This window comes from Spartobacteria bacterium UBA695, assembly GCA_002298145.1.
Taxonomy (GTDB): Bacteria; Verrucomicrobiota; Verrucomicrobiia; order Chthoniobacterales; family Chthoniobacteraceae; genus UBA695.
In genome coordinates this window covers 37,662-63,276 of sequence record DBMP01000024.1, presented here as the reverse complement: position 1 = coordinate 63,276, position 25,615 = coordinate 37,662, and the positions used below count along the sequence as shown (strand labels likewise).

21 protein-coding genes are annotated in these 25,615 nt (G+C 62.4%); 14 read left to right on the top strand and 7 right to left on the bottom strand.

Translation table 11 applies throughout. From position 1 onward, the window contains the following. Positions 1-12: 12 nt before the first annotated feature. On the bottom strand, positions 13-354 hold the full coding sequence (locus tag B2828_RS13650; protein ID WP_479634313.1) for a DMT family protein: 342 nt from the start codon (positions 352-354) through the stop codon (positions 13-15). A gap of 72 nt (positions 355-426) precedes the next feature. On the opposite strand from B2828_RS13650, the gene B2828_RS13645 reads away from it, so the two are divergent. Further along, the gene (locus tag B2828_RS13645; protein WP_479634312.1) at positions 427-600 is read left to right on the top strand and encodes an entericidin A/B family lipoprotein; all 174 of its coding nucleotides are present in this window, start codon (positions 427-429) and stop codon (positions 598-600) included. Positions 601-648: 48 nt separating this feature from the next. Beyond that, complete coding sequence (locus tag B2828_RS13640; protein WP_479634311.1) at positions 649-1,869, top strand: MFS transporter; 1,221 nt, start codon at positions 649-651, stop codon at positions 1,867-1,869. Here the strand turns inward: B2828_RS13640 and B2828_RS13635 are convergent. After that, positions 1,866-2,813: a 2-dehydropantoate 2-reductase gene (locus B2828_RS13635; RefSeq protein ID WP_479634310.1), complete on the bottom strand. Its 948-nt coding sequence runs from the start codon at positions 2,811-2,813 to the stop codon at positions 1,866-1,868. The genes B2828_RS13640 and B2828_RS13635 overlap by 4 nt on opposite strands. Positions 2,814-2,931: 118 nt before the next feature. Here B2828_RS13635 and prfB point away from each other — a divergent pair. Then, positions 2,932-4,072, top strand: a protein-coding gene (gene prfB, locus B2828_RS13630; protein ID WP_479634309.1) for a peptide chain release factor 2 whose coding sequence is annotated in 2 segments (ribosomal slippage) — positions 2,932-2,997 and positions 2,999-4,072 — 1,140 coding nt in all. Because the reading frame shifts where the segments join, the coding sequence is not laid out codon by codon here. A gap of 73 nt (positions 4,073-4,145) precedes the next feature. Here prfB and B2828_RS13625 read toward each other — a convergent pair. The 3 genes from B2828_RS13625 to B2828_RS13615 all read right to left on the bottom strand — a co-directional run bounded on the left by B2828_RS13625 (position 4,146) and on the right by B2828_RS13615 (position 8,314). After that, complete coding sequence (locus B2828_RS13625) at positions 4,146-6,056, bottom strand: hypothetical protein (RefSeq protein ID WP_479634308.1); 1,911 nt, start codon at positions 6,054-6,056, stop codon at positions 4,146-4,148. Further along, entirely contained in the window at positions 6,053-6,472 is a 420-nt protein-coding gene (locus B2828_RS13620; protein ID WP_479634307.1) for a hypothetical protein, read from the bottom strand. Before B2828_RS13620 ends, B2828_RS13625 begins: the two co-directional genes overlap by 4 nt. An 87-nt stretch (positions 6,473-6,559) precedes the next feature. Then, entirely contained in the window at positions 6,560-8,314 is a 1,755-nt protein-coding gene (locus tag B2828_RS13615) for an ATP-binding cassette domain-containing protein (RefSeq protein WP_479634306.1), read from the bottom strand. Between the two features lie 84 nt (positions 8,315-8,398). Between B2828_RS13615 and B2828_RS13610 the strand changes: the two genes are divergently transcribed. The 6 genes from B2828_RS13610 to galK all read left to right on the top strand — a co-directional run bounded on the left by B2828_RS13610 (position 8,399) and on the right by galK (position 17,675). Further along, a complete protein-coding gene (locus B2828_RS13610; RefSeq protein WP_479634305.1) occupies positions 8,399-9,781 on the top strand; it encodes a hypothetical protein in 1,383 nt (460 codons plus the stop codon). Positions 9,782-9,882: 101 nt separating this feature from the next. After that, positions 9,883-11,457 carry a glucose-6-phosphate isomerase gene (locus tag B2828_RS13605; RefSeq protein ID WP_479634304.1) on the top strand — a complete coding sequence of 525 codons (1,575 nt, stop codon included), beginning with the start codon at positions 9,883-9,885 and terminating at the stop codon, positions 11,455-11,457. A gap of 11 nt (positions 11,458-11,468) precedes the next feature. Further along, on the top strand, positions 11,469-12,161 hold the full coding sequence (locus B2828_RS13600) for a histidine kinase (RefSeq protein ID WP_479634303.1): 693 nt from the start codon (positions 11,469-11,471) through the stop codon (positions 12,159-12,161). Between the two features lie 47 nt (positions 12,162-12,208). Next, positions 12,209-13,624 carry a sigma-54-dependent transcriptional regulator gene (locus tag B2828_RS13595; protein WP_479634302.1) on the top strand — a complete coding sequence of 472 codons (1,416 nt, stop codon included), beginning with the start codon at positions 12,209-12,211 and terminating at the stop codon, positions 13,622-13,624. Between the two features lie 92 nt (positions 13,625-13,716). Continuing rightward, the gene (gene glnD, locus B2828_RS13590) at positions 13,717-16,479 is read left to right on the top strand and encodes a [protein-PII] uridylyltransferase (protein ID WP_479634301.1); all 2,763 of its coding nucleotides are present in this window, start codon (positions 13,717-13,719) and stop codon (positions 16,477-16,479) included. Between the two features lie 110 nt (positions 16,480-16,589). Continuing rightward, positions 16,590-17,675 (top strand): galactokinase, encoded by a 1,086-nt coding sequence (galK, locus tag B2828_RS13585; RefSeq protein WP_479634300.1) that lies wholly within the window; start codon positions 16,590-16,592, stop codon positions 17,673-17,675. A 96-nt stretch (positions 17,676-17,771) separates the two neighbouring features. Here galK and B2828_RS13580 read toward each other — a convergent pair whose 3' ends face one another. Continuing rightward, positions 17,772-18,503 (bottom strand): YebC/PmpR family DNA-binding transcriptional regulator, encoded by a 732-nt coding sequence (locus B2828_RS13580; RefSeq protein WP_479634298.1) that lies wholly within the window; start codon positions 18,501-18,503, stop codon positions 17,772-17,774. Between the two features lie 133 nt (positions 18,504-18,636). On the opposite strand from B2828_RS13580, the gene B2828_RS13575 reads away from it, so the two are divergent. From B2828_RS13575 to B2828_RS13560, 4 genes are all read left to right on the top strand, one after another. Further along, positions 18,637-19,131 carry a MarR family winged helix-turn-helix transcriptional regulator gene (locus B2828_RS13575; protein WP_479634297.1) on the top strand — a complete coding sequence of 165 codons (495 nt, stop codon included), beginning with the start codon at positions 18,637-18,639 and terminating at the stop codon, positions 19,129-19,131. Then, positions 19,124-20,683, top strand: a complete 1,560-nt coding sequence (locus tag B2828_RS13570; RefSeq protein WP_479634296.1) for a TolC family protein — start codon at positions 19,124-19,126, stop codon at positions 20,681-20,683. The genes B2828_RS13575 and B2828_RS13570 overlap by 8 nt, the downstream gene beginning before the upstream one ends. Before the next feature lie 13 nt (positions 20,684-20,696). Further along, entirely contained in the window at positions 20,697-21,437 is a 741-nt protein-coding gene (locus B2828_RS13565) for an ABC transporter ATP-binding protein (RefSeq protein ID WP_479634295.1), read from the top strand. A 159-nt stretch (positions 21,438-21,596) separates the two neighbouring features. Continuing rightward, positions 21,597-23,588 carry a hypothetical protein gene (locus B2828_RS13560; RefSeq protein WP_479634294.1) on the top strand — a complete coding sequence of 664 codons (1,992 nt, stop codon included), beginning with the start codon at positions 21,597-21,599 and terminating at the stop codon, positions 23,586-23,588. Between the two features lie 28 nt (positions 23,589-23,616). Here B2828_RS13560 and rnhC read toward each other — a convergent pair whose 3' ends face one another. After that, positions 23,617-24,537: a ribonuclease HIII gene (rnhC, locus tag B2828_RS13555; protein WP_479634293.1), complete on the bottom strand. Its 921-nt coding sequence runs from the start codon at positions 24,535-24,537 to the stop codon at positions 23,617-23,619. On the opposite strand from rnhC, the gene B2828_RS13550 reads away from it, so the two are divergent. Beyond that, positions 24,536-25,600 carry an A/G-specific adenine glycosylase gene (locus tag B2828_RS13550; RefSeq protein WP_479634292.1) on the top strand — a complete coding sequence of 355 codons (1,065 nt, stop codon included), beginning with the start codon at positions 24,536-24,538 and terminating at the stop codon, positions 25,598-25,600. The two genes, rnhC and B2828_RS13550, sit on opposite strands and share 2 nt — an antisense overlap. Positions 25,601-25,615: the final 15 nt, after the last annotated feature.

Below are 25,615 nucleotides of genomic sequence, written 5' to 3'. Positions count from 1 at the left end.
TCCCAGGCCAGGTCAGCCCCGGAAAATAAAGTAGACTGCCCCGGCAATGCAGAGGGCCGCGTAGAGGTAATCCAGCTTCAGCGGCGTCTGCATGTAAAGGACGGCGAAAGGCATAAACACCGTGAGCGAGATCACCTCCTGCATGATTTTGAGCTGCGGGAGGCTCATCGCCGTCGCGCCGATGCGGTTGGCGGGCACTTGCAGGAGGTACTCGAACGCGGCAATAAGCCAGCTGACGATGACCGCCACAATCCAGGGGCGGTGGGATAAATTCTTCAAGTGTCCATACCAGGCAAAGGTCATGAACACATTGGAGGCGGTCAAAAGGAGAGGGCACAGGATAAACGGCTTCACGGGAAATAATCATACCGAAGCCCGGCAGCCGCGCAATCCCCCCAAGAACAAAAAGGTGCGTCCGGCTACGGCATGTGCTACGATATGCCAACCGTAACCGAGGGCTACACTGTGAAAAAACTGATCTGTACCGTATTTGGGGTCTTACTGATTGCCTTGGCCGTATCCGGCTGCAATACGATGCGCGGCATCGGACGCGATGTGAGTTCCGCGGGTAGCGGCATTCAGCGCGCTGCGAGCAATTAGCCGCGCTTGACCACTCGACATTTTCTCCGGCTTTCCTAGGCTGGAGGGGTGCCGCAAAATCCGTCAACCCAACCTGGGCTCATTCCCCATGAACCGCCCCGCCTGACGCGCGGGCTCACCCTGCTTTTGGCAGTGACGGCCGGGGTGATGGTGGCCAATATCTATTACGCCCAGCCGCTGCTGGAGTTGATCAGCGCCAGCTTCCACGTCTCCCATTCCGCCGTGAGCTGGGTCGCCGTCGCCACCCAGCTCGGCTACGCCAGCGGGCTTTTTCTGCTGGTGCCGCTGGGCGATCTCATGAACAAGAAGCGGCTTATCGCCGGTTCGGCCGCCGTGGCGGCGGCGGCAGGCGCGGCCGTGGCAGTTTCGCCCAACCTGCCCTGGATGGTCGCGGCGAGCTACGCCTTCGGGCTCATCTCGATTACGCCGCAATTCGCGGTCCCCTACGCCGCCGGGCTCGCCCAACCCCACAAGCGAGGCCGGACGGTGGGCACCATTATGAGCGGGCTCTTAATCGGCATCCTGGTTTCGCGCAGCGCCTCGGGGTTCCTGGGGGCGTGGCTGGGCTGGAGGGTGGTCTTCTGGATGGGCGCGGCGCTTTCGCTGGGCATGGCACTCATGCTCTGCCGCCTGCCCGCCTCGGCGGAGCCGGAAAAGGCCTTCTCCTACCCGAGGCTGCTCAAATCGCTCTTCCCGCTGCTGGCCGAGCAGCCCGTCCTGCGCCGCCACGCGCTCATCGGCGCGCTCGGCTTCGCTTCGTTTAGCGCGTTCTGGACCACGCTCCCCTTCTACTTTGCCACGCGGCCCGAGCACTTCGGCAGCCAGGTCGTCGGGCTCTTCGCGCTCCTGGCCGTTACGGGGGCCGTGGCCGCGCTGGTCACCGGGCGCCTCGCCGACAAATACCGCATCGGCCTCATCATCGGGGCGGCGCTCAGCCTGGCCATCGCCGGGTTCATCTGCATCGGACTGGCCAACCTCTCGCTCTGGTGGCTGGTGGCGGGGGTGCTTCTGATGGACGCGGGCATCCAGGGCAACCAGATCTCCAACCAGACGCGCATTTACGCCCTCTCGCCACATCTGCGCAACCGCCTCACCTCCGTCTACATGATCATCTACTTCATCGGCGGCGCGTGCGGTTCCGCCCTCGGCACCCAGGCCTGGAGCGCCTGGCAATGGAAGGGCGTCTGCGGCACGGCCATCGTCATGCTCGCGCTGTCGCTGGCCCGGTTGCTCATCCCCGGGCGCGACCAACTCCAAGGCAGCCGCTAGGGTTGCAGCTTCGGCTTCACCGTAAGGTGCTGAATCATCCGGTAAAGCATCTCCAGCCGTCCGGCGGGAACCCCGGCTTTCTGCGCCTCGCGCAGCGGTTCGCCCCAGATCGCCTCGATCTCCACCGGCAGCCCGGCCTGGTAATCCAACAGGCTGGAGGGATGGTAATCGCCCATGGGGCGGGTCCGTTCGAGCTGGGAATTGACAAAATCGGCCGGGATAGGGTGCCCGTAGGCAGCGGCAATCGCCACGATCTCCGCCATCAGCCCGCGGATGAGATCCTCCAGCGGTTTCGAAGCCAGCAGCAGGTCAGTCGTCAGCCCGCCCGCCGCGATGGCCAAGCCGTTGAAGGGGACGTTCCAGACCTCCTTGCGCCAACGCTCGGTGATGAGGTTCTCCACCGCCTGGGCATTGACCCCGGCCTCATTGAGGGCTGCGACCAAATCCAGCGTGCGCGCTTGCGGCGGCCCCTGGTATTCACCCACCGAAATGGCCCCGGAGCCGAGGTGACTGATCTCCCCGGGCGCAATCCGGTTGAGGCAGATAAAGCAGAGCGCCCCCATGATGCGCTCCGCACCGAAACGCTCGGCTAGGAAGCGCTCATTGCCGAGGCCGTTTTGCAGCGTCACGAGCGCGGTCTTTTCATGCAGCAGCGGCGGGATGAGGCGCTCCAGCGCGGCGTTGGCCGTGGTTTTTACAGCAATGATGACGAGATCCACCGGGCCGATTTCCCGGGTGCTCCCGCAAGCCTGGACGGGATAAAGGTGCAGATCGGGCGCGGCAACGCTGTGAACGATGAGCCCGTCGCGGCACACGGTTTTAAGATCCGAGCGCATGAGAAAATGGACATCGTGGCCGATGGCCGCGAGCCGGGCCCCGTAGTAGCTCCCAATGGCGCCGGAGCCGACCACGGCGATGCGGGGATGATAGGAATCGGATGGCATATGGGGAATTAAAAGAGGTTTTCGGCCGGAAATCTGCGAAAATCTGCAAAATCTGCCGCAAGCCCCTTCCCCCATTGACTTCCCCTCCCCGGAGCTTCATTTTAGACACCCTTTTCCTATGGCCATTGACCTCCAGCTTCTGAACACCTCTGCATTGAAGTCCCGCGTGGACGAGATGCGGAGGTATCTTTGACTTAGCCAAACTGCAAGCCCGGCTTGCCGAGTTGGAAGCGCGCATGACCGCGCCGGATTTCTGGGAAAGCCGCGAAAAATCGCAAGCCGTCGTAGAGGAAGTCTCCTCGCTTAAGAACAAGATCGAGCCGCTCCGGGCGCTCGACTCGGGCATCGAAGACCTCGAGGTGCTCCGGCAGCTCGCCCTGGAGGAAACCGACCACGCCGCGCAGGTCCAGGCCACCGCCGAGGTGGAGGGCGAATACAACGCGCTCTTGGAAAAACTCGAAGACTTCGAGCTGAAAAGCTACTTGAATGGCCCGCAGGATCGCGCCAACTGCTTCCTGGTTATCCACTCCGGAGCGGGCGGCACGGAATCGTGCGACTGGGCCGACATGCTGCTGCGCATGTACCAGCGCTGGTGCGAACGCCATGGCTTCAAGGCCGAGACGATCGACATCCAGGAGGGGGAAGAGGTCGGCATCAAGTCGGCCACGCTGCAAATCACGGGCGAATACGCCTACGGCTACCTGCAAACCGAGCGCGGCGTCCACCGCCTCGTGCGCATCTCCCCCTTCGACGCCAACAAGCGCCGCCACACCACCTTTGCCAGCGTGGACGCCACGCCGGAAATCCCCGACTCGGTGCCCATCGAGGTCAACCCGGCGGATTTGGAAATGGACACCTACCGTTCCGGCGGCAAGGGCGGGCAGAACGTCAACAAAGTCTCCACCGCCGTGCGCCTCACGCACAAACCGACCGGCATCATCGTCGCCTGCCAGGCCGAGCGCAGCCAGGGGCGCAACCGCGAGCTGGCCATCAAAATGCTCAAAGCCCGGCTCTACCAGATCGAGGAAGACAAAAAGAAAGCCGAGATCGAGCGCCAATACGGCGAAAAAGGGGACATCGCCTGGGGCAACCAGATCCGCTCCTACGTTTTCCAGCCCTACCAGATGGTCAAGGACCACCGGACCGGCGTGGAAACGAGCAATGTGCAAGGCGTCATGGACGGCGGGCTCGACCCGTTCATCCACGGCAAACTGCGCGGGCTCGTGGCCAAAAAGGGAGCGGGCGACGACCTGGATTAAGCGCGCCCCATTCTCTCTCGCCGCGCTCGCCGCCAATGAAGCGGCTTCCGCCCCACCCCAGCGGGCGCTTTGCTTACTGCGCCTGCGGCAGGATCTTTTTAACAAGCCGCCGCACGCCATCCGAGGCGTAGTCGCTGGGCGGATATTGCTTCTGCGCCTTCAGATACCAGGCGAGGCTCGAGCCGGTCTGCCCCTTGGCCTCCAGCTGCTGGGCCGTGCGGATGCACCGGACGAAGTCGGCTGCCTCGCTGGTGTAGTTGGCGCGGAGTTGGTTTAGTTTCGTGTCATCGGGGAACTGCGCGTAGGCTCGCTCCAGGCCTTCCCAGGCTCCGGCGGGGTTGCCCATCTTGGCCAGCTCGGTGCTGCGGCCAATGGCGGTCTCGATCTGCGTCATGCTCTCGATCACCTTTTTAAGCTGCTCCTGGCGGTCCGGGTAGAGCGCGACGGCGGCGATGAAACGCATCTTGTCGTCAAAAATCTGGCGGTAGTTCCGCTGCGCCAAGAGCTGCTCCAGGTCGGCGATGGCTTTTTGTTGCACATCGGCGTGGGAGAAGATCATGCCGGAAACCTCCGACAGGGCGGGGTTGCTGGGCCAAGTCTCGGTCGCCGCGCGCAGTTCATTTTCCAGCGTGGTCCGGTCCCCGCTTACCGCCGCGTTCTTGGCTTTGGCCAGGTGCATGGCGCTGACGGTCTTGGCGGTCTTGATGGCCGCGTTCGGTTGAGATGAATCAAAGTCATGCGCCATTTTCTCGAGGTCGGCCACCAACTGCTCGGCCTGGGTATAATCCCTCACCCCAATCGCGGAGATGAGCCGGTTGCCCTTCTGGGTGAACTCAAGGGCCTGGCGTTTTTGGTCGCGCGGCAGCGTGCGGATTTCCGGCAGGTATTCGCCCACGAGGAAGGATTCGCCAAGGCGCTTGGTGGCGCTTTCGAGTTCCCCTTTGGAAAGCAGGAACTGGTAGGCGTCCACGCCCTCGCGGACGTCGCGTATGGCTTCGTTGGCCATGGAATCGACCACGCCGACGGTCAGCGGCATGCCGGTCTCTTTCATGTAAAGCTCGGGCATTCCCTTGTCCTTGTCGCTGTTCTTTTGGGTTCCCTTCCCGTCCTGGGTCGTCTTGCCCATGGTCGATTCGCCGTCATTGAAGAGGTGGCGATAAAAGCGCGTGGCGATCAGCACATGCTGGAAGCGGCGCTGGAGGAAGAACTGCATGATGAGCGACTGGAACTCGATCTTGGCCTGTATGGCGGAAATCTCCCGCTTCGTCGTATTGGCCAGCAGGCGGGCATTCACCTCGGCCAGCCGCTGGACATAGGGGGCAAGCGCTTGGTCTGCCTTATCCTTTTCCTTCTCGGCTTTGTCCGATTTCGATTTGGTCGAGGAATGGAAGACAACCGAATCCCCAGAGTGCTGCGCGGCCCATTCAAACTGTTTGCGCTGGTTCTCCAGTTCCTGGTTGGCGGCGAACAGGCGGTCCTGGGCGCGCATCGCGAGCCACGCGCTGTAAACGGCGTCGGCGAGCGCGTCGCTGAGGTGGGCATCGACGGTGTAGTTGGAGGCCTGGGGCAGCAGCCGCCAGGCGTCAAGCGTGGCGGTGCGGCTGTCGTTCTCGGGAGCCAGACGGGTCAGAATGGTCCGTAAAAGCGTCTGGTATTTCGTGTTGATCTCGTCGGTTTCCTCGGGCGCGTTGAGGTATTTTTCGAACCGGGAGAGGAAGAGGCGCTGGTTGTTGATGTTCCAGTTTTTGCCATCCCAGGAGAGGATTTCGTTCCCCGGGTTGAGCATCGGGAGGTCTTTCCCCAGAAAGGAGCCGTCCGGCTTGGGCGTGCTGGCCGGGCCGGGGAGGAACGAGGTGACGCCGGGGGCCGACGGCGCGGGCTGGGCCGGGGCAGCCGCTCCGGGAAGCACGGGAGCGTCGGGAACCTGAGCTAAAACGGGGGCGACGGTGGCCGCGCAGAGGAGAGTGCAGAGGAGGCGTTTCATGCTTTGGTGAGGCTTTTCACGGTCAGGATTCCCTTTTCATTGACCTCGACGGAGAAGTTAAAGTGCTGGCCTTTCTGGATGTTGACGCCGTTGAACTCGGCCGGGATGAAGAGGGGCAGGATTTCCGCCGGGCCGCCATTGCCGCTGCCGCTACCGCCGGTCTCCACCGAAAAGAGCCGCCCCGTGGCGGTATCGCTGGCGAGGTAGTTCCAGATGGAGGCGCTGATTTTGTAGCTGTTGCCCCGCAGGCTGTTGGCGTTTTCAAGGTAGGCGGGGACGTCCAGCGGGGCGAGCGTCCGGTACGGGTCGTTGACACGGCCGACCAGGAAACGCCCCGCGGAAATCGCCGCGACGACTAGAACGAGAACCGCGACGATCCAAAGGGGGTGAATGGAGAAACTTGCGCGACGAGCCATGGTGATTTTGTAGGAGGGGCGGGGCGGGAATGCAATCCGCAGTTGTCGTTATAGATAAAGCTTTTGGCGCCGGTTTGGGGTGAAATTCTATTCCCACCGGCTTCGAATGCAACCGAGATAGGAAACAATGAGGCCGATGATGACATGGCAGGCGAGCGTCCAGACGCAGATCTCGGCGGGCAGCAGGTCGGTGGGCGAAACGGAGGCAACGATGTCGTAGTAGCGCGTGTCACGCATGGTCTGCAAGATTCCCGACCAGCTCCAGTAGGCCGCGATGAAGGGGCGCGTGATCCAGCCAAAAAAGTCCGGCAGCCCTAGCACCGCCCCAGAGAGCGGGAGCTGGAAGCCGACGAGGTAAATGGAAACCAGCGACGCCTGCTCGGGCGATTTCATGAGGCTCGAAATGGCCAGGCAAACCGACGTCATGGCGGCATTGGCCAAAAGCAGCAGCGTGATCTGCCCGCCAAGCTCGCCGGGGAGGTGGCAGATGTGGTTGACGAAGATGGCCATCCAGCACGATTGCAGCGCCACCAGTACGAAGAGGAACGCAGCCTTGCTGGCGAGGTAGCTCAGCGGCCGCAAGCCCCCCAGCTTTTCTTTCTCGAAAATAAGCCTCTCGGCGGCGATCTCGCGCGCGGAGTTGTTGGAGCCCATCAAGGTTAAGAGCACCACTTGCATGATCACCAACCCGGAAACGAGCTGCCCCACCTTGGCCGACTGGATCGTAAACGCAATGGCCTGCCGGAGCTGCTCAACGACGTTGATGTCGGCCGTCATGCCGGGGTTCTGGATCTGCGGCATCCCGCCAAGAGCGAAGATGGCCACCAGGCACGGGAAGCCAAGCAGGAGGGCCAGGTGCAGCCAGACCTGGCTGCGGTCGCGGAAAAAAATCCTCCAGCGGCGGGCGAGCAGCACGGCGAATTGCGCGAACGCCCCGGGGAGGGCCGTTTCCTTGCGGGTCCCCTGCCAACTTTGCACGGTTTCCTCGTCCATCACCTCACCTTCGAGCGCCAACACGGGCGCCTGGCTCGCGACGGGTTGCGCGGCGTCCTGAGGGGCCTCCTTTGGCTCGATCTCAGCGCGTTTCGTCGTCCACTGAGTCTCCCACTCCTGCGGGGTGCGCTTGGCGAGCCGGAGAAAAACGTCCTCGGGCGTTTCGGCGCGAAAATACTCCAGCATATCCGGTAGCGAACCGTGAAAAGCCATCACACCGTGGAACATAACGACCACGGAGTCGCACAGCGAAAGGTGGCGCAGGTTGTGCGTCACCGCCAGGACGATGCGCTGGCTGCCACGCGTGAGGTCGTACATGAGGCGCATGATCTCCTCCTCGGACTTCGGATCGAGCCCGCTCGTAACCTCGTCGGCGATGAGCAGCGAGGGGAAGGTGGCCAACTCCAGGGCCAGCCCAAGCCGCCGCTTTTCGCCGCCGGAAAGGAACCGCACCTTGCGCCCCGAGATGCCGAGGATGCCGACCTGGTTGAGGATCGACTTGGCCCGGAAGTAGCGCGCCTCTTCGCCGAGCCCCTTGACCCGCAGGCGCAGGGCGTCAATGAGGCTTTCCCAGACCGTCAGGTGATCAAAGGCGATGCTGAACTGGGGCACGTAGCCGATGTCGTAGGGGGCGAGGTCCTCTTCGTCGAGGTCGCGCCCGCACCAGTGGACGCTCCCCTCCGTCGGCTCGTGAAGCCCTGCGATGACCTTGATGAGCGTGCTCTTGCCGCTGCCAGCCGGGCCGACGATGCCGACCAGGCGACCCGCGGAAATTTGGAGAGAAACGCGGTTGAGAAGCGGAGCGGGAGCGGAGGCGACTTCGAGCGTGATATCGTGGAGGGAAAGCACTTCGCTGTTGTTTTTACGAGATATCGCCCCTGTTTGACAATTTCAATGATTGCGAGAATGCGGGGCCATGCGTATCTAGTTGCCATGCCTCCCATTCGAAAAACGGCCCCAAGATGGGGGACCCTCGTGCTGCGCTTCGGCATCGGCCTGGTCATCCTGGGCGTCGCCGCCTACCTCGCGGCCTCCTACGCGCTGAACCGTTACCTCCACGGCGAAGCCTTCCGCGCGCTGCTTGGCGAGAAGACCTCGGCCTCTCTCGCCGCCGACGGCCATTACGAGCCGATCCAGATCAGCGGCTTCTCCTTCTACTCCGACGGCTACACGGCCCGGGGCCTCTCCGGCAGCCCGATCCAGGCGATTAAAGCCGACCAGATTCGCGCGGAATTCGAACCGGCGGCGCTTTTCGAAGGGGCATGGAAGATCGGCAGCGTGCAAATTCAGCGCGTGAAGGTGGACCTACGGGAACCCATCTCCGCTACCGCCGCCGAACCGGCCCCAACAGCCCCTAGCCCCTCGCCCACTGCCGCCCCCTCGCCCGTCAAGATCCCCTCCTGGATTCCGAGCCGCTTCGAGCTCAAGGCGGCCAAGATCGAGGAAGCCACCCTCACCTGGTCGCATCCGGGCCGCGAAGGGGCGCTCAACCGCACCCGCCTGCTCCTGGAGCCCAACGGCCACGTGCTCAACGCTACGGGCTACGGCGGCACGCTCACCCAGGCGGGCCTGCCCACGCTCAACGTCGATCATTTTAAAATCCGCTACCATCACCCGCAGCTTTACGTCACCGACAGCCTGCTCCAGCTCGGCGAGGGCGAGGCGCTCGACGTCAGCGGCCAGGCCGATCTCGGGCTCGCGCGCTCGTTTGATTTCCTCGTAAAATACAGCGGCGTCACCATCTCCCCCTACCTGCCCGCAGACTGGCGGGCCGGGGTCAGCGGAAAGGCCAACGGCGAAGCCCGCGTCACCGGCGACGGAAGCACCCTCCAAGCCGCCGGAAACGTCGCCCTCACCGGAGCCCGGCTGGAAGCCCTCCCCGTTCTGGAAAAAATCGCCGCCTTCACCCGCACCCGGCAGTTCCGGCAATTCACGCTCCAAAAAGCGGAGGCCGACTATGTCTGGACCCCGGGGAAACTGGTCTTTAGCAACCTCAACGCCGAATCCGAAGGGCTCATCCGCATTTCCGGCACGCTCAGCGTCGAGAACGGGCACGCCCAGGGGGATTTCCAAATCGGCGTCACCCCGTCGAGCCTGAAATGGCTCCCCGGCTCGCGCAACCGCGTCTTTACCCAGGAGCACGACGGCTACGCCTGGACCTCCCTGAAAGTCAGCGGCCCCGTCAACCACATGAACGAGGACCTCACGGCCCGGCTCACCGCCGCCGCCGGGGAGGAACTCATCGAAGGCGTCAAGGGCTCGATCGAAAACGGGGTCAAATCGCTCTTTGACTTGATCAAACCGCAGTCGCGCTAAAGCAGACCGCAACCGCCGCCCCGGGCGCGGGCAGAGCCATTCCCCAAATTTCGGCTTCTCATCCGCCTGTTTTTACCCGATTCTCCCGGGGCTCATACGCTATGAAAGAACATTCTCTCTGGGATCGTTATACCACCCATTTGCTTCGCTACGAAGACCTCGGATTCTCTCTCGACATCAGCCGCATGCGCTTCGCTGATGATTTTTTCTCCACCTTGGAGCCCAAAGCCCAAGCCGCGTTCGCCGCCATGGATCAGCTTGAGGCGGGCGCCATCGCCAACCCGGACGAAAACCGCATGGTCGGCCACTACTGGCTGCGCACCCCCGCCCTCGCGCCCACGCCCGAGCTGCGCAAGGTAGTCCTCGAAACCAAGGCCGACATCAGCCTCTTCGCCGCGGGCATCCACTCCGGCAACATCGCCGCGCCCGGCGGAAAAAAATTCACCGACGTCCTCGTCGTCGGCATCGGCGGCTCGGCCCTCGGGCCGCAGTTCGTCGCCGACGCCCTCGGCTCCAGCTCCGATCCGATCGACGTCCACTTCCTCGACAACACCGACCCGGACGGCTTTGACCGCGCCTTTGACCTCCTGAGCGACCGGCTCACGACCACGCTCGTCGTCGTCATCTCCAAGAGCGGCGGCACCAAGGAAACCCGCAACGGCATGGTCGAGACCCAGGCCGCCTTCGAAGAACGCGGGCTCGATTTCGCCAAACACGCCGTCGCCATCACCGGCGAAGGCTCCGAACTCGATAAAGTCGCCGTAAAGAACGGCTGGCTTAAGCGCTTCCCGATGTGGGACTGGGTCGGCGGGCGCACGTCCGTCATGAGCGCCGTAGGGCTGCTCCCCATGGCCCTCCAGGGGCTCGACATCGACGCCTTCCTCTCCGGCGCGGCCGCCATGGACGCCAAAACGCGCTCCAAGACCACCGCCAACAACGCCTCCATGCTGCTCGCCCTCATGTGGTACTACGCCACCGACGGCAAGGGCAAAAAAGACCTGGTGCTGCTCCCCTACAAAGACCGGCTCGTCCTGTTCTCCAAGTACCTCCAGCAGCTCATCATGGAGTCCATCGGCAAACAAGAGGACCTCGATGGCAACAAAGTCAACCAGGGCCTCACCGTCTACGGCAACAAAGGCTCCACCGACCAGCACGCCTACGTCCAGCAGCTCCGCGACGGCGTGGCGAACTTCTTTGTCACCTTCGTCGAAGTGCTCCAAGGCCGCCACGGCCAGCCCGTGCAAGTCGAGCCCGGAGTGACCAGCGGGGATTACCTCCAAGGCTTCCTGCGCGGAACCCGCACGGCCTTATACGAGGGCGGGCGCGATTCCATCACGATCTCGATTCCGCAAGTCAACGCATTCCAGGTCGGTCTCCTGGTGGCGCTTTTTGAACGCGCGGTCGGGTTCTACGCAACGCTCGTGAACATCAACGCCTACCATCAGCCGGGTGTGGAAGCGGGGAAAAAGGCGGCCACCGCCGTCCTCTCCCTCCAGCAGACCGTGCGCGAAGCCCTCAAGCCCGAGGCCCAGAGCGCCGCCGAGCTGGCCCGCGCCATCAAGGCCGACCCGGAAGCGGTGTTCCACGTCCTCACCCACCTTTCCTCCAATGACCGCGGCGTCAAACGCATCCCCGGGGCCAACGCCGCCGAGGACCGTTTCTCCACCGCGGCCTAAATTCCACTGCGATGAACACACCCAACCCGCCCGGCGAAATCACAGTCCCCCTGGAGCGGGTTGCGCGCTTTGTCCGGCAGTTGACGCACGACGTTCGCAACGGCCTGAGCGCCGTCGACCTGGAAACCGCCTTCATTGCGGAAATTTCGGCCGATGAAGAAGTCCTCGCGGAGCTGCACAAGCTCCGCGAGATGATCGCGGAAACGGCGAAAATGCTTCGCCGCGTATCCCAGTATTTTCACCCGATCGCCGCCCACCCCATCCAGTGGTCGGCGGCCACGGTGATGCAGGAAATTCAAAAAACGGCGGAAATCGAGTTTCCCGACGAGGAAGTCGGCTTCGAAAACCGCTTCCAGACCGAGTCGGTGGAGATCGATCTTCAGCTCACCCTGACCATCGTGCTCTCCGTGCTGCGCAATGCCCTGCAATTCCGGCGCGACGAGAGCCCCATCACCGTGACGGGAACCGTTTTCAACGGGAAACCGGCCATCGAAATCCTCGAACGGCGGGTGGAAAACCCGATCCCGCCCGCCCAATGGGGCACCGAGCCGCTGCTCTCCACGCGGCCCGGCGGTTACGGCCTGGAGCTTTACCAGGCCCGGCAGATCGTCGCCGAACAGGGAGGCAGCCTCGACATCGAGCCCTCCGGGGAGCAGTTGCTGACCCGGCTGACGCTGCCGATCGAAGCGCCAAAGGAGGAGTAAGTTTTTTCACCACGGAAGGAAGGGACCGGTGGTGAGGCAGCACCTACATGCTCGCACATCACAAAAACACGGAAGGGACGGCGGGGCGGAAGATCCTCATTATCGATGACGACCGCGCGGTGGTGACTACCCTGGGCGGGTGGCTGGAGCGGAATGGTTTTCTCGTTTCCTCAGCGCCCACGGCGGCTGGCGGCCTTGCGTCCATTGCCCGGGACGAACCAGACGTCATCCTGCTCGACCTCGGCCTGCCCGATACCCCGGGCCTGGAAACCCTGGCGGAAATCCGCTCCCGCAAGCCCCAGGTAGCCGTCATCATCGTCACCGCCCACGACTCGCTCGACAACGCCATCGAGTCCATCAAGCGCGGCGCCTTCCATTTCATCAGCAAGCCCTACGTCCCCGAGGAGCTCCTCTCCCTCATCCGCCGTGCGGCGGAAAAGCGGGAACTGGTCCGCGAGACCGCGCATCTGCGCTCCCGGGCCGAGCTCCTCTCCCGGCGGCTGGAGGCAGCCGAGCAGCAGCTCGCCCCCTCCTTCCCCAGCTCCCAGATGAAGGAGGTCGAGGCGCTCATCTGCCGCGTGGCCCCGACCGATGCCAACGTCCTCCTGGCGGGCGAAAGCGGGGTCGGCAAAGAGGTCCTGGCCAATCGGCTCCACCGGCTGAGCTGCCGCGCCGACCGCCCGATGATCCGGCTCAACTGCGCCGCCTTCCCCGCCAACCTGATCGAGGGGGAGCTTTTCGGCTACGTCAAAGGGGCCTTCACCGGCGCCGTAAACGACTTTCCCGGCATGATCGCCCAGGCCCAGGGCGGCACCCTCTTTCTGGACGAGATTGTCGAGATGCCCCCGGAGCTCCAGACCCGCTTCCTTCGCGCCCTCCAGGAGCGCGAATACCGCCCGCTCGGCAGCACCAAGACCCATTCCGCCGATTTCCGCCTCATCGCCGCCACCAACCGCCCCATCCCCGAGGCCATCAAATCCGGCCAGCTCCGGCCCGACCTGTACTACCGGATCAACACCTTCCAGATCGAGATTCCCCCGCTCCGGGAGCGCAAAGAGGACATCCCCTCGCTCGTCGCCACTTTTTTAAAACACTTCGCCACCCAGCTCGGGAGGCCGATCCCGGCAATCGACCCAGCCGTCTTCGCCCGCTTGAAAGCCTACGACTGGCCGGGAAACATCCGCGAACTGCAAAACGCCGTTGAATACGGAATGGTCCTCACTCATGGCGACCATCTCACGGAAAAAGAGCTGCCCAAAGAGCTGCTCCTGCCCGCCTCCCTGCGCCCCGGAGCGGGCGGAGTGGTCCCCGGCGGCTCCCTCAACCTCGAAGCCCTGGAACGCGAAGCCATTCTGGCCGCACTAACAAAATCCGCTGGAAATAAAAAGAAAGCTGCACAACTTCTTGGCATTCATCGTCCGACCCTTTACAGCATGATGAAGCGCCACCGAATTCCATTGTGACTCCTTTCCTAAGACGACCCAAACAACCCGTCGCGGCGAAACCCGAACCCGCCGCCGCGCCGGTAGAACCCATTTCTCCCCTCTTCTCGGCCATGGCCGCCCGCTCGGCCCGGCACCGCGAGCTGGTCCTCGCCCACGCCGAGCAGGAGCTGGCCTCCCAGGGAATGGACGACGAGCCCCGGCTGCTCACACTGTACAAGAAATTCCTGCGCATCGAGAACCACCGCCTGCGCCTCAAACACCAAGCGGGCGGCGGCGGTCGCGAGATCGCCCAACAGCGGGCCGTGCTCGTGGACATCGTCCTGCGCCACCTCTACCGGGCCGCCAATAAACTGGCCAAGGCCCAGGACGCCCCCTGCCGCGTGGCCATCGCCGCCATCGGCGGGTTCGGCCGGGGCGAGCTCTGTCCCTGTAGCGACGTCGATCTGATGTTCCTCCACGACGAGTGTTCCAAGATGCCCGAGCAGACCGGAGCGATGATCGAGGCGCTCCTGCGGACCCTCTGGGACGTCGGCTTCAAGGTCGGCCACTCCACCCGGTCCGTGGCCGAGGCCATCCGCCAGGCCAATCTCGACATGCAGTCCAAAACGGCCCTCCTGGAAGCCCGCTTCATCGTCGGCGACAAGGGGCTTTTCGAGACCTTCCAGGCCGAGTTTGAGAAAAAGTGCATCAACGGCCACGAAAAAGAATACGTCCTCCAGCGGCTCGAAAACCAGCGGGAGCGGCACCTCAAGGCGGGCAGCAAGATCACCATGCAAGAGCCGAACGTAAAAAACGGCTGCGGCTCGCTGCGCGACTACCAGAACCTCCTCTGGGTCTCCATCTTTACCCAGCGCGTCAACAGCACCGCCAAGCTGGTGGCCAAAAAGCTCCTCTCCGAGACCGAACGGCGGCGGCTCGACAGGGCCTACGACTTCCTGCTGCGCGTCCGCACCGAACTGCACTACCTGACCAAGCGCGAAGTCGATACGCTCAACCTGATCCACCAGCTCCCCGTGGCCACCAAGCTCGGCTACAGCCAGAAGAGCCAGCTGCGGCGGATCGAGGAATTCATGCGCGACTACTACCGCCATTCGCGCGACATTTTCCAGATCACCGAGAGCACAGCGGCCAAGTTCTCCTTCCCCGGCCTCGAAGCCCCCAAGGGGATGCTCTCCTTCCTCAAGCGCAAGAAAAAGCGGGAGTGTTTCGACGGATTCTACCTCGTCGACGGGGTACTCTACCCCGAGTCGCGCGAGATTTTTAAAGAAGACCCCTTCCGCATGATGCGGGCCTTCCAGCACATCCAGCAGCGCCATGCCCGGTTCGCTCCGGAGCTGGAGATCCTCATCCGCCGCAACCTCCCCCTGATCGACCGGACCTACTGCTACGCCCGGGCCGCGAGGGAGACCTTCATGGCCATCCTGAGCCGCAAGGGCGAGGTGGGCCGGATCGTGCGCCTCATGCACGAATGCGACTTCCTCGGGAAATACCTCCCGGAATTCGCCCCGATGACCTGCCTCGTACAGCACGAGTTTTTCCACCGCTACACCGCCGACGAACACACCGTCATCTGCCTGGAGAAGCTCGATGAGCTGATCGACACCGAGGAAGAGCGCCTGAAGGGCTACCGGGAGATCTTCCAGAAAATCGAAGACCCCTTCGTGCTCTACCTGGCCATGCTCCTCCACGACGTGGGCAAGGCCTCCAACGTCCGCTACCACGCCGACGCCAGCGCCATGGCCGCCTCGCGCATCGGAGCCCGGCTCCAGATCACCCCGGAGCAGCGGAAAATGCTCATCCTCCTGGTCGATCAGCACACGCTACTCTCCTCCACGGCCCAGCGCCGCAACCTGGACGACCCGGCCACTATCTCGGAATTCGCCGACGCCGTTCGCAACCAGACCTACCTGGACGCCCTGATGCTCGTCACCCTGGCCGACGGCATGGGCGTCGGCGACAACGCCGTCTGGAGCGACTGGAAGGAATCCCTCGTCTGGCAGCTCTACCGCAGCGCAAGCCGCTACCTGGCCGAGGGCGAGGCCTTCTTTGAAGAGCGCGCCCGGCAGCGCCAGACGACCCACGAGGGCGTCCTCAAGCGCCTCGGCTCCCCCTACGCGGGCGAAGTGGAGGCCCACTTCGAGTTCATGCCGGACACGTACTTCAACATGTTCGACGAGAACGCCATCGCCTCCCACATCCGCCTCTTTCACACCTTCTTTGAAGGGCGCGGCATGGACGGTCTCGCCCCGGCGGTCCGCTGGATTCCCCACCCCGACCGCGGCCACAGCGAGCTCTGGGTCTGCACCTGGGACCGCAAGAACCTCCTGGCGAAAATCGCCGGGGCCCTCGCGCTCGCCAAGCTCAACATCTTGAGCGCCGACATCTACACCCGGCGCGACAACCTCGTTTTCGACGTATTCCGCGTCTGCAACACCCGCTTCCAGGCCGTTAGCGCCGCCAAGGACACGCAGGTCGTCGAAGAGAAGCTCACCGAGGCGCTCTCCAAGGAAGGCTTCGACTTCCCCGCCGCGCTGCGCAAAGAGATGACGCGCAAAACGCACCTCTCCCAGGAGATGGACTTCCCCACCCGCATCGGCATCGACAACGACACCCACCCGATCTACACCGTGGTGGATATCCAGACACCCGACCGCCTGGGGCTCCTCTACAACATCCTGCGCGGCTTTGGCGAAACAGGGCTCAACATCGCCCTCTCCCGCATCGCCACCGAGAAGGGCGCGGCCATCGACAGCTTCTACGTCACCGACGCCGAGGGGGAGAAAATCAAAGAACCCGGTGCCATGGAGCGCCTGCACAAGCTGCTCCAGAAAGCCGCCGAACGCTCCCGCCCCCAACCGGAAAAGGCGAGTTAAGCGCTGGAGACTTGCCGGAAGTTGTCAAACTGACGACAAATCCTAATACCAGCGCGTTTTCCCTGCCTCCGTGATTGCTTTTCCGGCAGCCCCCCGGTAGGGAAATGGGGATGCACCAATCGTACGCTCCTGGCCGGGTGGAACTCCTGGGTAACCACACTGACTATAACGACGGCGTTGTCCTCTCCGCAGCCATCGACCGCGGGATCACGCTCATCGGCGACAGCACCGGGTCTACCCGCGTGCAAGTGGGCGATCCCGTCGCAGGCCTTCACTACGAGACGGATGCCGAGAAGCTCGCCCCGACGAAGGAACAGGATTGGTCCAACTACCTGGTGGGCGTCCTGGATGTTTTCAAGAAAAACGGCCTCCCGGTAAGCGGTTTTTCCGCCGACATTTCCAGCACGCTGCCCCAAGGAGCCGGGCTCTCCAGCTCCGCCGCCCTTGAAGTGGCTACAGCGATGCTCCTCATCAAAATTTATGGCCTTGAGGTGAAACTCATCGACGTCGCCAAGATGTGCCGCCGCGCAGAGAACGAATTCGTCGGGATGAATTGCGGGCTGCTTGACCAGGCCTCCTCCGCCTTCGGCAAAGCCGGGCACGCCATCTTCCTGGACTGCCGCAGCGAAACCGTGGAGAACATCCCCTTCCCCAAGGGTGTGGAACTGCTTATTACCCGCTGTGGCGTCCCTCACCGGCTCATCGGCGGCGAATACAACGAGCGCCGGGCACAATGCTTCGACGCCGCGGCCCGCCTGGGCGTCAAAGCCCTGCGCGACGTTACCAGCGCCCGCCTTGAAGAAGCCAAAGCGACCCTCCCGACCCTTTCCTACCAGCGCGCGGCCCACGTCGTTGGTGAAAACGAGCGCGTCCTCAAAGGCATCGAATTCCTGCGCGAAGGCAACGTCGCCGGATTTGGCGAGCTCATGTTCGCCAGCCACGAAAGCTCCATCCGCAACTTCGAAAACAGCACGCCGGAAATCGACAAACTGGTGGAAATCGCCAAGACCCTGCCAGGCGTGCTCGGCTCCCGCATCACCGGCGGCGGCTTCGGCGGCGCGACCGTCACCCTGCTGCGCAAGGAGAACGCGGAGGAAGTCAAAGAGGCCATCGAAGCGAAATACAAAGAGCAGACCGGCAACACCGCCACGGCCTACATCTGCGAAATCGCCGACGGAGCGCACATCATCGCGTAGTATTTTTTAGTTCCCGGCCTGGCACCCAGGGAACAGCGCATTAAAAAGGCGGCAGGGAATCTCCCGGCCGCCTTTCTTTTTCTAAAGCGTTTTCGATTACTTCAGCGCCGCCCACACGCGGTGGACGTCGTCGTGGTCGTCGAGGCTCTGGAGGAACTCGCCCACGTCGGCGCGGTCGGCTTCCGAAAGCTCAGGGAAGTTCTTCGCCACGTAGCCCAGCTCGCTCGTGACCACGGTCCAGCCGTTCTTGCTGAGCCATTCAGAGACGTCGTGCACGCCGGTGCGCTCGGTGATGAACCGGGCGCCGGTGGCTTCGGCGGGAATGTCGTCGTTCTGCTCGTGCGTGAGGGGCTCGACTTCGTTGGCCCCGGCCTCGATGGCGGCTTCCTCAAGGTCGATCCCCGCGCCCGTCTTGTGGGCTTCCACGAGGCCCACGTGGTCGAAGAGGAACTTATTGCTGCCGGGCGTGCCGAGCTGGCCGCGCTTGAAGAGCACGCGGATTTCCGGCGCGGTGCGGTTGTTGTTATCGGTGAGGACCTCGACGATGACCGGCACCTTGTGGGGCGCGTAACCTTCGTAGGTCACGGTTTCGAGGCTCATCTTTTCGTCACCGGTCCCCGCTCCCTTCTTGATGGCGCGCTCGATGCCCTCGCGCGTACAACTCTCGCGCCGGGCCTTGGCGATGGCAGCAAAAAGGCGGGCGTTGCAATCCGGATCAGGACCGCCGAGTTTCGCGGCGATCATGATTTCTCTGAGTAATTTGCCGTTGGCCTGCCCCTTCTTGAGGTTGGCAACGACGCGTTTAGCTTGTAACCATTGGCGTCCCATAAGTTGGAGAGATGTAGCTGGAAAGCGCCGCCTTTTCAACTGGTCCGTGCGGGTTTCCGCGATTTTGCTTGCCTTTCCATGGGAAAAATTTTACTTCGTGCCACGAACTATACGGAACCACACTATCTCTCCCGTGGAAGAAAAACCATCACCGGAACCCGCTCTCGAATGCGCGGTGGAATTCCTTGAAGTGCTCCCGCTCATCATGGGATCGCTCCACTGCGAGATGCGTCGGGAGACGGCCTCCAAGCTGACGATGGCGCAGTTCCGCGTGCTGACGATTTTAAACCACCAGGGGACGACGTCAGTAACCAAGATCGCCAAACTGATGCACCTGGGGCTGCCCGCCACCTCCAAAATCATCGACGGGCTGGTCTCCTCCAAAGCAGTGATCCGCCGCGGCGACCCGGCCGACCGCCGCCGCGTCCTGCTGGATATTAGCAGCCGGGGCCGCAGCGAACTGCTCGCCACCCGGGCCATCACCCACCAGCACCTGGCCAAGCTGCTCGCCCCGCTCTCCGAAGACAACCGGACCAAGCTGCTCGAGGCTCTGCGCGCCCTGCGCCCGATTTTCGTAAAACTCTCTCCGGACATTCCAGATTTACCACCACCACCCGCAGATGAATAAATACAACCTCTTCTTAAGCGCGGCGCTTGTTTGCGCCACCGCCTCAGCCGCGCCCGATCCGGCCCCTTCGCCCTCGGCAGTTCCGTCCGCCACGGCTTACCCAACGCCAGATCTTTCGCCCACCATTTCCGGAACCTACACGCTTCCCGCCCCAGACCTCGTCCCGCAATCCCTGCCCGCCGCCTCCCTGGAGGCCAAAGCGAGCCCTTCGCCCAAGGCATCCGCAAAAACAAAGGGGGCCAAGGCAGATAAGACGGGGAAACCGGCGGCTGAAAACCGGGTCATCTCGCTCGAAAAAGCCTACGACATGACGCTCTCCTGCGACCAGTCGATCCGCAAAGCGTACTACGAAGTCCGCAAGGCAAACCTCCAGCCCTGGAGCGCACTCGCCAAGATGGGCCCCTCGCTCACCGGCAACGCCAGCTATTCCAACTCCCGGAGCAATACCCATTACGAGACGGTCACAACCTCCCTCAACAACACCGTCACCTCCAGCGCCTACACCCGCTACGCCGGGCTGACCTACTCGCAGACCCTTTTCGACGCCAGCGTCTTCCCGGCCTACCGCTACGGCAAGCTCGCGGCCAAGGCGGCGCGGCTAACGTACAAGCAGACCGTGCGCGAGACGCTCTACGGCGTCGCGCAGGCCTACTACAACGTGCTCAAGGAGCAGAAGCTCGTCGAGGTCAACCAACAGACCGTGGCGCTGGCCCAGGAGCAGCTCACCACGGCGCAAGCCAAGTTCGACGCGGGCTCGGTGGCTCGGATCGACGTGCTCCGCGCGCAATCGACCCTGGAGGACGCCCGCAGCACACTCATCCAGTCCCAGGGCACCCTGAACACCTACCGCGATACCCTGAGCAACATCCTCAACCTGGGCGGCAAAACCAACTTCACCGTAGCGGAGCCGCCGGACGAAGTCGACTCGGGCACGCCGTTCGACCTTTCGCTCTGCACAGCGTTTGAAAAGCGAGAGGACTACGAAGTCAGCATGATCTCCGTGCAGCAGTACGAAGCCCTCAAAGGCGAGGTGCTCGCCCAGTACGCCCCCAAGGTGACGGCCAGCGCCAGCACAGAGTGGAACGGCTACTCCGGCACGGGCTCGGACAGCAACCACGTGGAAACAGCCGTGGTGGCCGTCTCGATGCCGTTTCTCACCGGCGGCCAGCGCGAGATCGACCTCATCACGGCCAACCACAACATCTCCGAAGCCCGCCTGAGCCTTCAGACAACCTGGAAAACGGTGGAATCCGACGTGAAGTCGACCTGGATCGCCGTCCAGACCGGGCGCGAAGCGATCAAGGCGCTCAAGGCAGCCGAAGCGGCCTACGCGCAGAACTACACCGACGTCCAGGCCCAGTACCAGGCCGGGACCTCGACGAGCCTCGACGTCCAGCAGGCGCTCCGCGACCTCAACAACGCCCGCACGTCGCTCACCAACCAGGTCTACGATTACCAGATCGCCCTGCGCGACCTGAAGCGCGCCGAGGCAACCTTCGAGGCCGAGCGCGTAAAAAAAGCGCAGTGCATGGCCAGAATTAAGATCCAATAAAGGAGCCCGTACGATGAAACCGGTGATTCAGCTCGAATGCATCGAAAAGACCTACACCACTGGCGACGTGGAGGTCAAAGCGGTGAGGCCGGTTTCGCTCATCATCGAGAAAGGGGAGTTCGTGGCCTTCATGGGCTCCTCGGGCTCGGGCAAATCGACGCTCATGAACATTCTGGGCTGCCTCGACAAAGCCACCGCCGGGCGTTACCTGCTCGACGGCATCGACGTCTCGCAGTTGAACCGCGACGAGCTGGCGGCAATCCGCAACCACAAGCTGGGTTTTGTCTTCCAGAGCTTCAACCTCCTCTCGCGCACCTCGGCGATCGAGAACGTTGAGCTGCCCATGCTCTACGCCGAGCGCCGGTTTTCCACACACGAGATGCGCGACCGGGCCGAGCATGCGCTTGAGCTGGTGGGACTCGCGGGCCGCACACACCATCACCCCAACGAACTCTCCGGCGGCCAGCAACAGCGCGTCGCCATCGCCCGGGCGCTGATTAACGACCCCGAAGTGCTCCTGGCCGACGAGCCGACCGGGAACCTCGACAGCCAGACGAGCATCGAGATTATGACGATCTTCCAGAAGCTCAACGACAAGGGGATCACCGTCATCATGGTGACGCACGAGCCAGACATCGCCGCCTACACGAAGCGGAACATCGTCATGAAAGATGGGCTCATTAAGAGCGATCTCCGGGTGGAGAACCGGCTCATCGGCGAAGAAGAGCTGGCAAAGTACGTAGCTGTAGCGTAGGCCGGTTCCGCCTGCCTCGCGAGACGCGGGACCTTCCGGGGATATTTACGCACAAGAGGAACCGTGTCGAATATGCTATTTTCTTGGTAGTATCGAGTATTTTGTATAAACATTCCTCCCGCGCCTAACCGAACAACACGGAAGTCGCGACATGAGCATATGCTCGTAAACTATTTTCATATCGTTTTATCCATCCTTTGTTTTCTCGGGATCGGCCTGCTGATCGGCTACCCCATTTCCGCGTTTTTCGCCGGTAGAACGGCTTCGCGGCTGATGCTCGCGCCCACTTTGGGTCTCGGCATTTACGGGGCCGTGGGCATCCCCATCTTCAGCCACATCCCTTTCCGGGCACCTTTTATCCTGGCGTTGATCGGCCTGCTGACTGTGGTCTCCTGGATGATTGGGAAAAAAGCCCAGCCCATCATGCCAGACCAAGCCGCACCCCGTCCGGCGTGGTTTGTCTTAATTGCAATCGTTGCACTGTTGCCAGTCTTCACGATCCTGCCGATTCCAACCCAAGGGAGAGGGTGGGTTTTCGGCGGCCCGGTATTTGACCATACCAAAGTGGTCTTTGTCGATTCCATCGCCAGAAGTGATCTGCCTCCTGTTAATCCCCTTTATTCGGAAATCCCTGCGGCCCATTCCGAAGGCAAACCTCTGGGGCTTAACTACTATTATCTTTGGTATTTTGTTGCTTCGAATGCACTAAAGATTCTGCCAGTAACGGGTTATGAGGCAGATATCGCACTGACCTATTTGACGGCGGCAATATCGCTCTTAACCGTCGGATGGGTGGCGATCGCGGTGGCGGGGAATTGCGCCGTGGTTTGGTGGATTCTTCCCATCGCGTTTATTAGTCAATTGCGACTAATCATCGAAGTTATTAGCGGCCCATATCTTTCCAAGTGGATGCCTTGCCACGGGGTGGAACCTTGGATTATTCAGGCATCCTGGGTTTCCCAGCACCTCTTTTCCGCGACCATGGCAATCGTGGCGCTGGTTGCTTTTACCTATGTCATCAGCCGACCACACAGTTCCTTCATTTTCAGTCTGATCTGGGGAACACTCTCCGCCGCCGCTTACGCGAGTTCCACCTACGTGGGCATGGGACTTGCGCTATCCTATAGTGTAATTGTTCTTTTCTATCTCTCCACACTTTGGGCGAATAAGGGGCGGGCGTTGATGCATTTTGGGCTGGCTTTAACGGTCAGCGTGGCGTGTTCCTTATCCTTTATCCTCCAGCAAGCCGCGCTGGCGGGGCATCGCAAGGTGATGGCGGTCCGAGTTCTTCATGTGTTGGAAGTTAAAGAAGGATTCCAAGGCAACCTCATCAATGGGCTCGCTTATTGGCTCTTGATGCTTCTACTGGACTTCGGCTTTCTCTACCTAATGACCTGGCTTTTTATCTTCTGCAAAAAGGTGAAGAGAGACAGCTTCGAGAGGGATTTAAAAATCCTCCTCGGTGTGGCATTTTTTGTGCCGCTGGTTTCCGGGCAGTTTCTTTGCAGCGTCATTGCGAACAACGATCTCGGATGGAGAATCATCCTGCCTGCCGCTCTGGCGATGATGGTTGCAGCGGCGACCGTCGCTTCAGAAGCGATCAACGGCCAGCTTCCGAAGCTAAAGAATGCCGTGCTGGTTTTGATGGCGGTCACGATGATTCCGGGATGTATCGCGGGGCTGAATTTTATATTCAACGGCATAGCCTGCCGCCTGAATGACAAGCCTTCGCCTCAAATGGTCGAGTTTGGAAACGAACCAGCCCTGTGGAGGGATGTGCGCTCGGTAACCCCTCCAGACGAAAGGGTACTGAACAACCCCATGGCAAATGCCGCCATGACACCATGGCCCACAAATCTGGGGTGGGCTTTATTTGCCAACCGCAGCCACTGTGCTGGGGCCTATGATTTTCTCCGATCCTTTACGCCCACGCTAACGCCAGCAGGGGTGGCCGACAGAGTCAAGTATTTCAACAAATTCTTCAGCGGCGACATTCAGCCCGACGACCTTCGGATGATCAAGGAACGCTATCATTGCGCAACTCTCATAGTCACCAAGCGAGACGGCCTTTGGGATAAACCGATCCTAGAGCACAATGACTTTTTCCACTTGGTGATCGAATCCCCAAAAGGCTGGCGGATCTACCGCTGAGCCACCCATCTAGCGCTGAGCGAGCCCGTTATTCGCCCAGTTCCTGCGCGGTCTTGAAGTGGGTTTTGGCCAGTTCGCGCAAGATACCCGGGCCGTTCTTGGCCGTCAGCTCGCGCGCTGCCGCTTTTACCTGGGCCGAGACGCCCCGGTGAAGCTTGATGCCGTGGTTGCGCCCTGCCCGGTCGAGCCAGTCGATGAACCGCTCGCGGGCGAGAATCGACGCGGCGGCCACCGCGGGGTCGGACTCGGCTTTGGTGCGCTGGTCGAGCTGGATGCCCTGGCCCTTCTCCATCAGCGCCCGCTTAATGAGCGCCGGGTTGGCAAATTGGTCGGATAAAGCGCGGGGGCACTCCGGGCGCTGCTCCAGGAGGTTTTCGATCGTCCGGGCATGGCCCCAGGCCAGCAGGCGGTTCAGGTTGCCGATCTTCTCGTAAAGGGCGTTGTACTTGGCGGGCGGAATGGCGACGACGCTCACGCCGACGCCGGGCGTGTTGCGGATCACCTCGGCCAGGGCGCGGATGCGGGCGTCGGAGCCGATTTTCTTCGAATCCTGGATGCCCGCGTTTTTGAGGGTGCGCGCGATGTCGCCGTCGACGTAAACCCCGGCAATGACCAGCGGGCCAAAGAAATCGCCCTTGCCGCTTTCGTCGATGCCGAAGTGGGGGGCGTAGGCCTCGGGGTCGAGCACTTCCTCGTAGCCGAGCTTCGCCTCGCCAAGGATTTCCGGCTCCAGGCGAAAGGTCACAAATTCGCCGGTTCCTTTCCCTTGAATGACAATTTTCGGGCCTTTTTCGTAAACAGCCACATTGACCTTCCCCTTCCTGCCGTAATAGAGAGTGTATGGCTTTGGCTCGAACTCCCACCCTTCGTCTTCCAACAGCTTGCGAAGCTTCGCGGCTTGGGCGGCGGTCAGGGGGGAGGTGTAGAGAGTGAGGCCGTTTTCAGACATGTCGCCTCATATCAAACCGCATCGCTCCTCGCTCTCCGAGAAAATTCGGCTCGATATCCGGCAATTCCGCTCCGCGCTCACGGACTGGTTCCTAGACCATGCCCGCCCCCTGCCCTGGCGCACCGATCCGCCCCGAGACCCCTACAGTGTCCTGGTTTCCGAGCTGATGCTCCAGCAGACGCAAGTAGCCACGGTAGTCGATTACTTCCAACGCTGGATGAAGCGCTTCCCCACCGTCGCCGCGCTCGCCTCGGCCGATGAAGCCGACGTGCTCCACGCCTGGCAGGGGCTCGGGTACTACTCCCGGGCGCGCAATTTGCAGGCGGCGGCCCGGGCGATCCAGGAGAAGCACGGGGGCCGCTTCCCAACCGAAGCCGAGGCGCTCCAGGCGCTCCCAGGCGTGGGGCCCTACACGGCGGCGGCGGTGGCGACCTTCGCCTTTGACCGGCCCACCCCGCCCATCGACGGCAATCTTTCCCGGGTCACGGCCCGCTTGCTCGATTTTACTAAACCGGTGGACACGGCGCAGGGCCTGGCCTCCATCCGCGAGGCCCTGGAGGAGTGGCAACCGACGCTGGAGGAAGGCGGCGCGGGAATGCTGAACGAGGCCATCATGGAGCTCGGGGCGCTCATCTGCACGCCGCGCGGCCCCCGGTGTACGCTCTGCCCGGTGCGGCTTTTCTGCCACGCGCCGGACCCGGAAGCGCTCCCCGTCCGCAAGCCCCGGCCCAAGACGGTGGAAATGGACGAGCACTGCGCCTGGATCCTGCGCGAGGGCGAGGTGCTCCTGGAGCAGCAGACCGGCCGCCGTTGGCGGGGGATGTGGCGGCTGCCGCTCTTGAACGAACCGCACACGGGGCTTCCGCTGGCCCGGCTGCGCTACCCGTTTACCCATCACCGAGTCAATCTCTCGGTATTCCCGGGGACCATCCCGCTTTTCCTGGCTCCGGCCCAGCGTTGGTTTGCCCTGGACGAGCTGGAGCAGATCGCCATGACGGCCCCTCACCGCAAGGTGTTAAAAAAATTGCTGGCCCTCGACGAGCCCGATGGCATTCTCTTCTAGGTACCCCGAGCAATC

Coding starts and splice junctions, on each gene's coding strand:
- B2828_RS13645 (WP_479634312.1), top strand. CDS start 427: ATGTGCTACGATATGCCAACCGTAACCGAGGGCTACACTGTGAAAAAA.
- B2828_RS13635 (WP_479634310.1), bottom strand. CDS start 2,813: ATGCCATCCGATTCCTATCATCCCCGCATCGCCGTGGTCGGCTCCGGC.
- B2828_RS13625 (WP_479634308.1), bottom strand. CDS start 6,056: ATGAAACGCCTCCTCTGCACTCTCCTCTGCGCGGCCACCGTCGCCCCC.
- B2828_RS13620 (WP_479634307.1), bottom strand. CDS start 6,472: ATGGCTCGTCGCGCAAGTTTCTCCATTCACCCCCTTTGGATCGTCGCG.
- B2828_RS13610 (WP_479634305.1), top strand. CDS start 8,399: ATGCCTCCCATTCGAAAAACGGCCCCAAGATGGGGGACCCTCGTGCTG.
- B2828_RS13605 (WP_479634304.1), top strand. CDS start 9,883: ATGAAAGAACATTCTCTCTGGGATCGTTATACCACCCATTTGCTTCGC.
- B2828_RS13600 (WP_479634303.1), top strand. CDS start 11,469: ATGAACACACCCAACCCGCCCGGCGAAATCACAGTCCCCCTGGAGCGG.
- B2828_RS13595 (WP_479634302.1), top strand. CDS start 12,209: ATGCTCGCACATCACAAAAACACGGAAGGGACGGCGGGGCGGAAGATC.
- glnD (WP_479634301.1), top strand. CDS start 13,717: ATGGCCGCCCGCTCGGCCCGGCACCGCGAGCTGGTCCTCGCCCACGCC.
- galK (WP_479634300.1), top strand. CDS start 16,590: ATGCACCAATCGTACGCTCCTGGCCGGGTGGAACTCCTGGGTAACCAC.
- B2828_RS13580 (WP_479634298.1), bottom strand. CDS start 18,503: ATGGGACGCCAATGGTTACAAGCTAAACGCGTCGTTGCCAACCTCAAG.
- B2828_RS13570 (WP_479634296.1), top strand. CDS start 19,124: ATGAATAAATACAACCTCTTCTTAAGCGCGGCGCTTGTTTGCGCCACC.
- B2828_RS13565 (WP_479634295.1), top strand. CDS start 20,697: ATGAAACCGGTGATTCAGCTCGAATGCATCGAAAAGACCTACACCACT.
- B2828_RS13560 (WP_479634294.1), top strand. CDS start 21,597: ATGCTCGTAAACTATTTTCATATCGTTTTATCCATCCTTTGTTTTCTC.
- B2828_RS13550 (WP_479634292.1), top strand. CDS start 24,536: ATGTCGCCTCATATCAAACCGCATCGCTCCTCGCTCTCCGAGAAAATT.
- rnhC (WP_479634293.1), bottom strand. CDS start 24,537: ATGTCTGAAAACGGCCTCACTCTCTACACCTCCCCCCTGACCGCCGCC.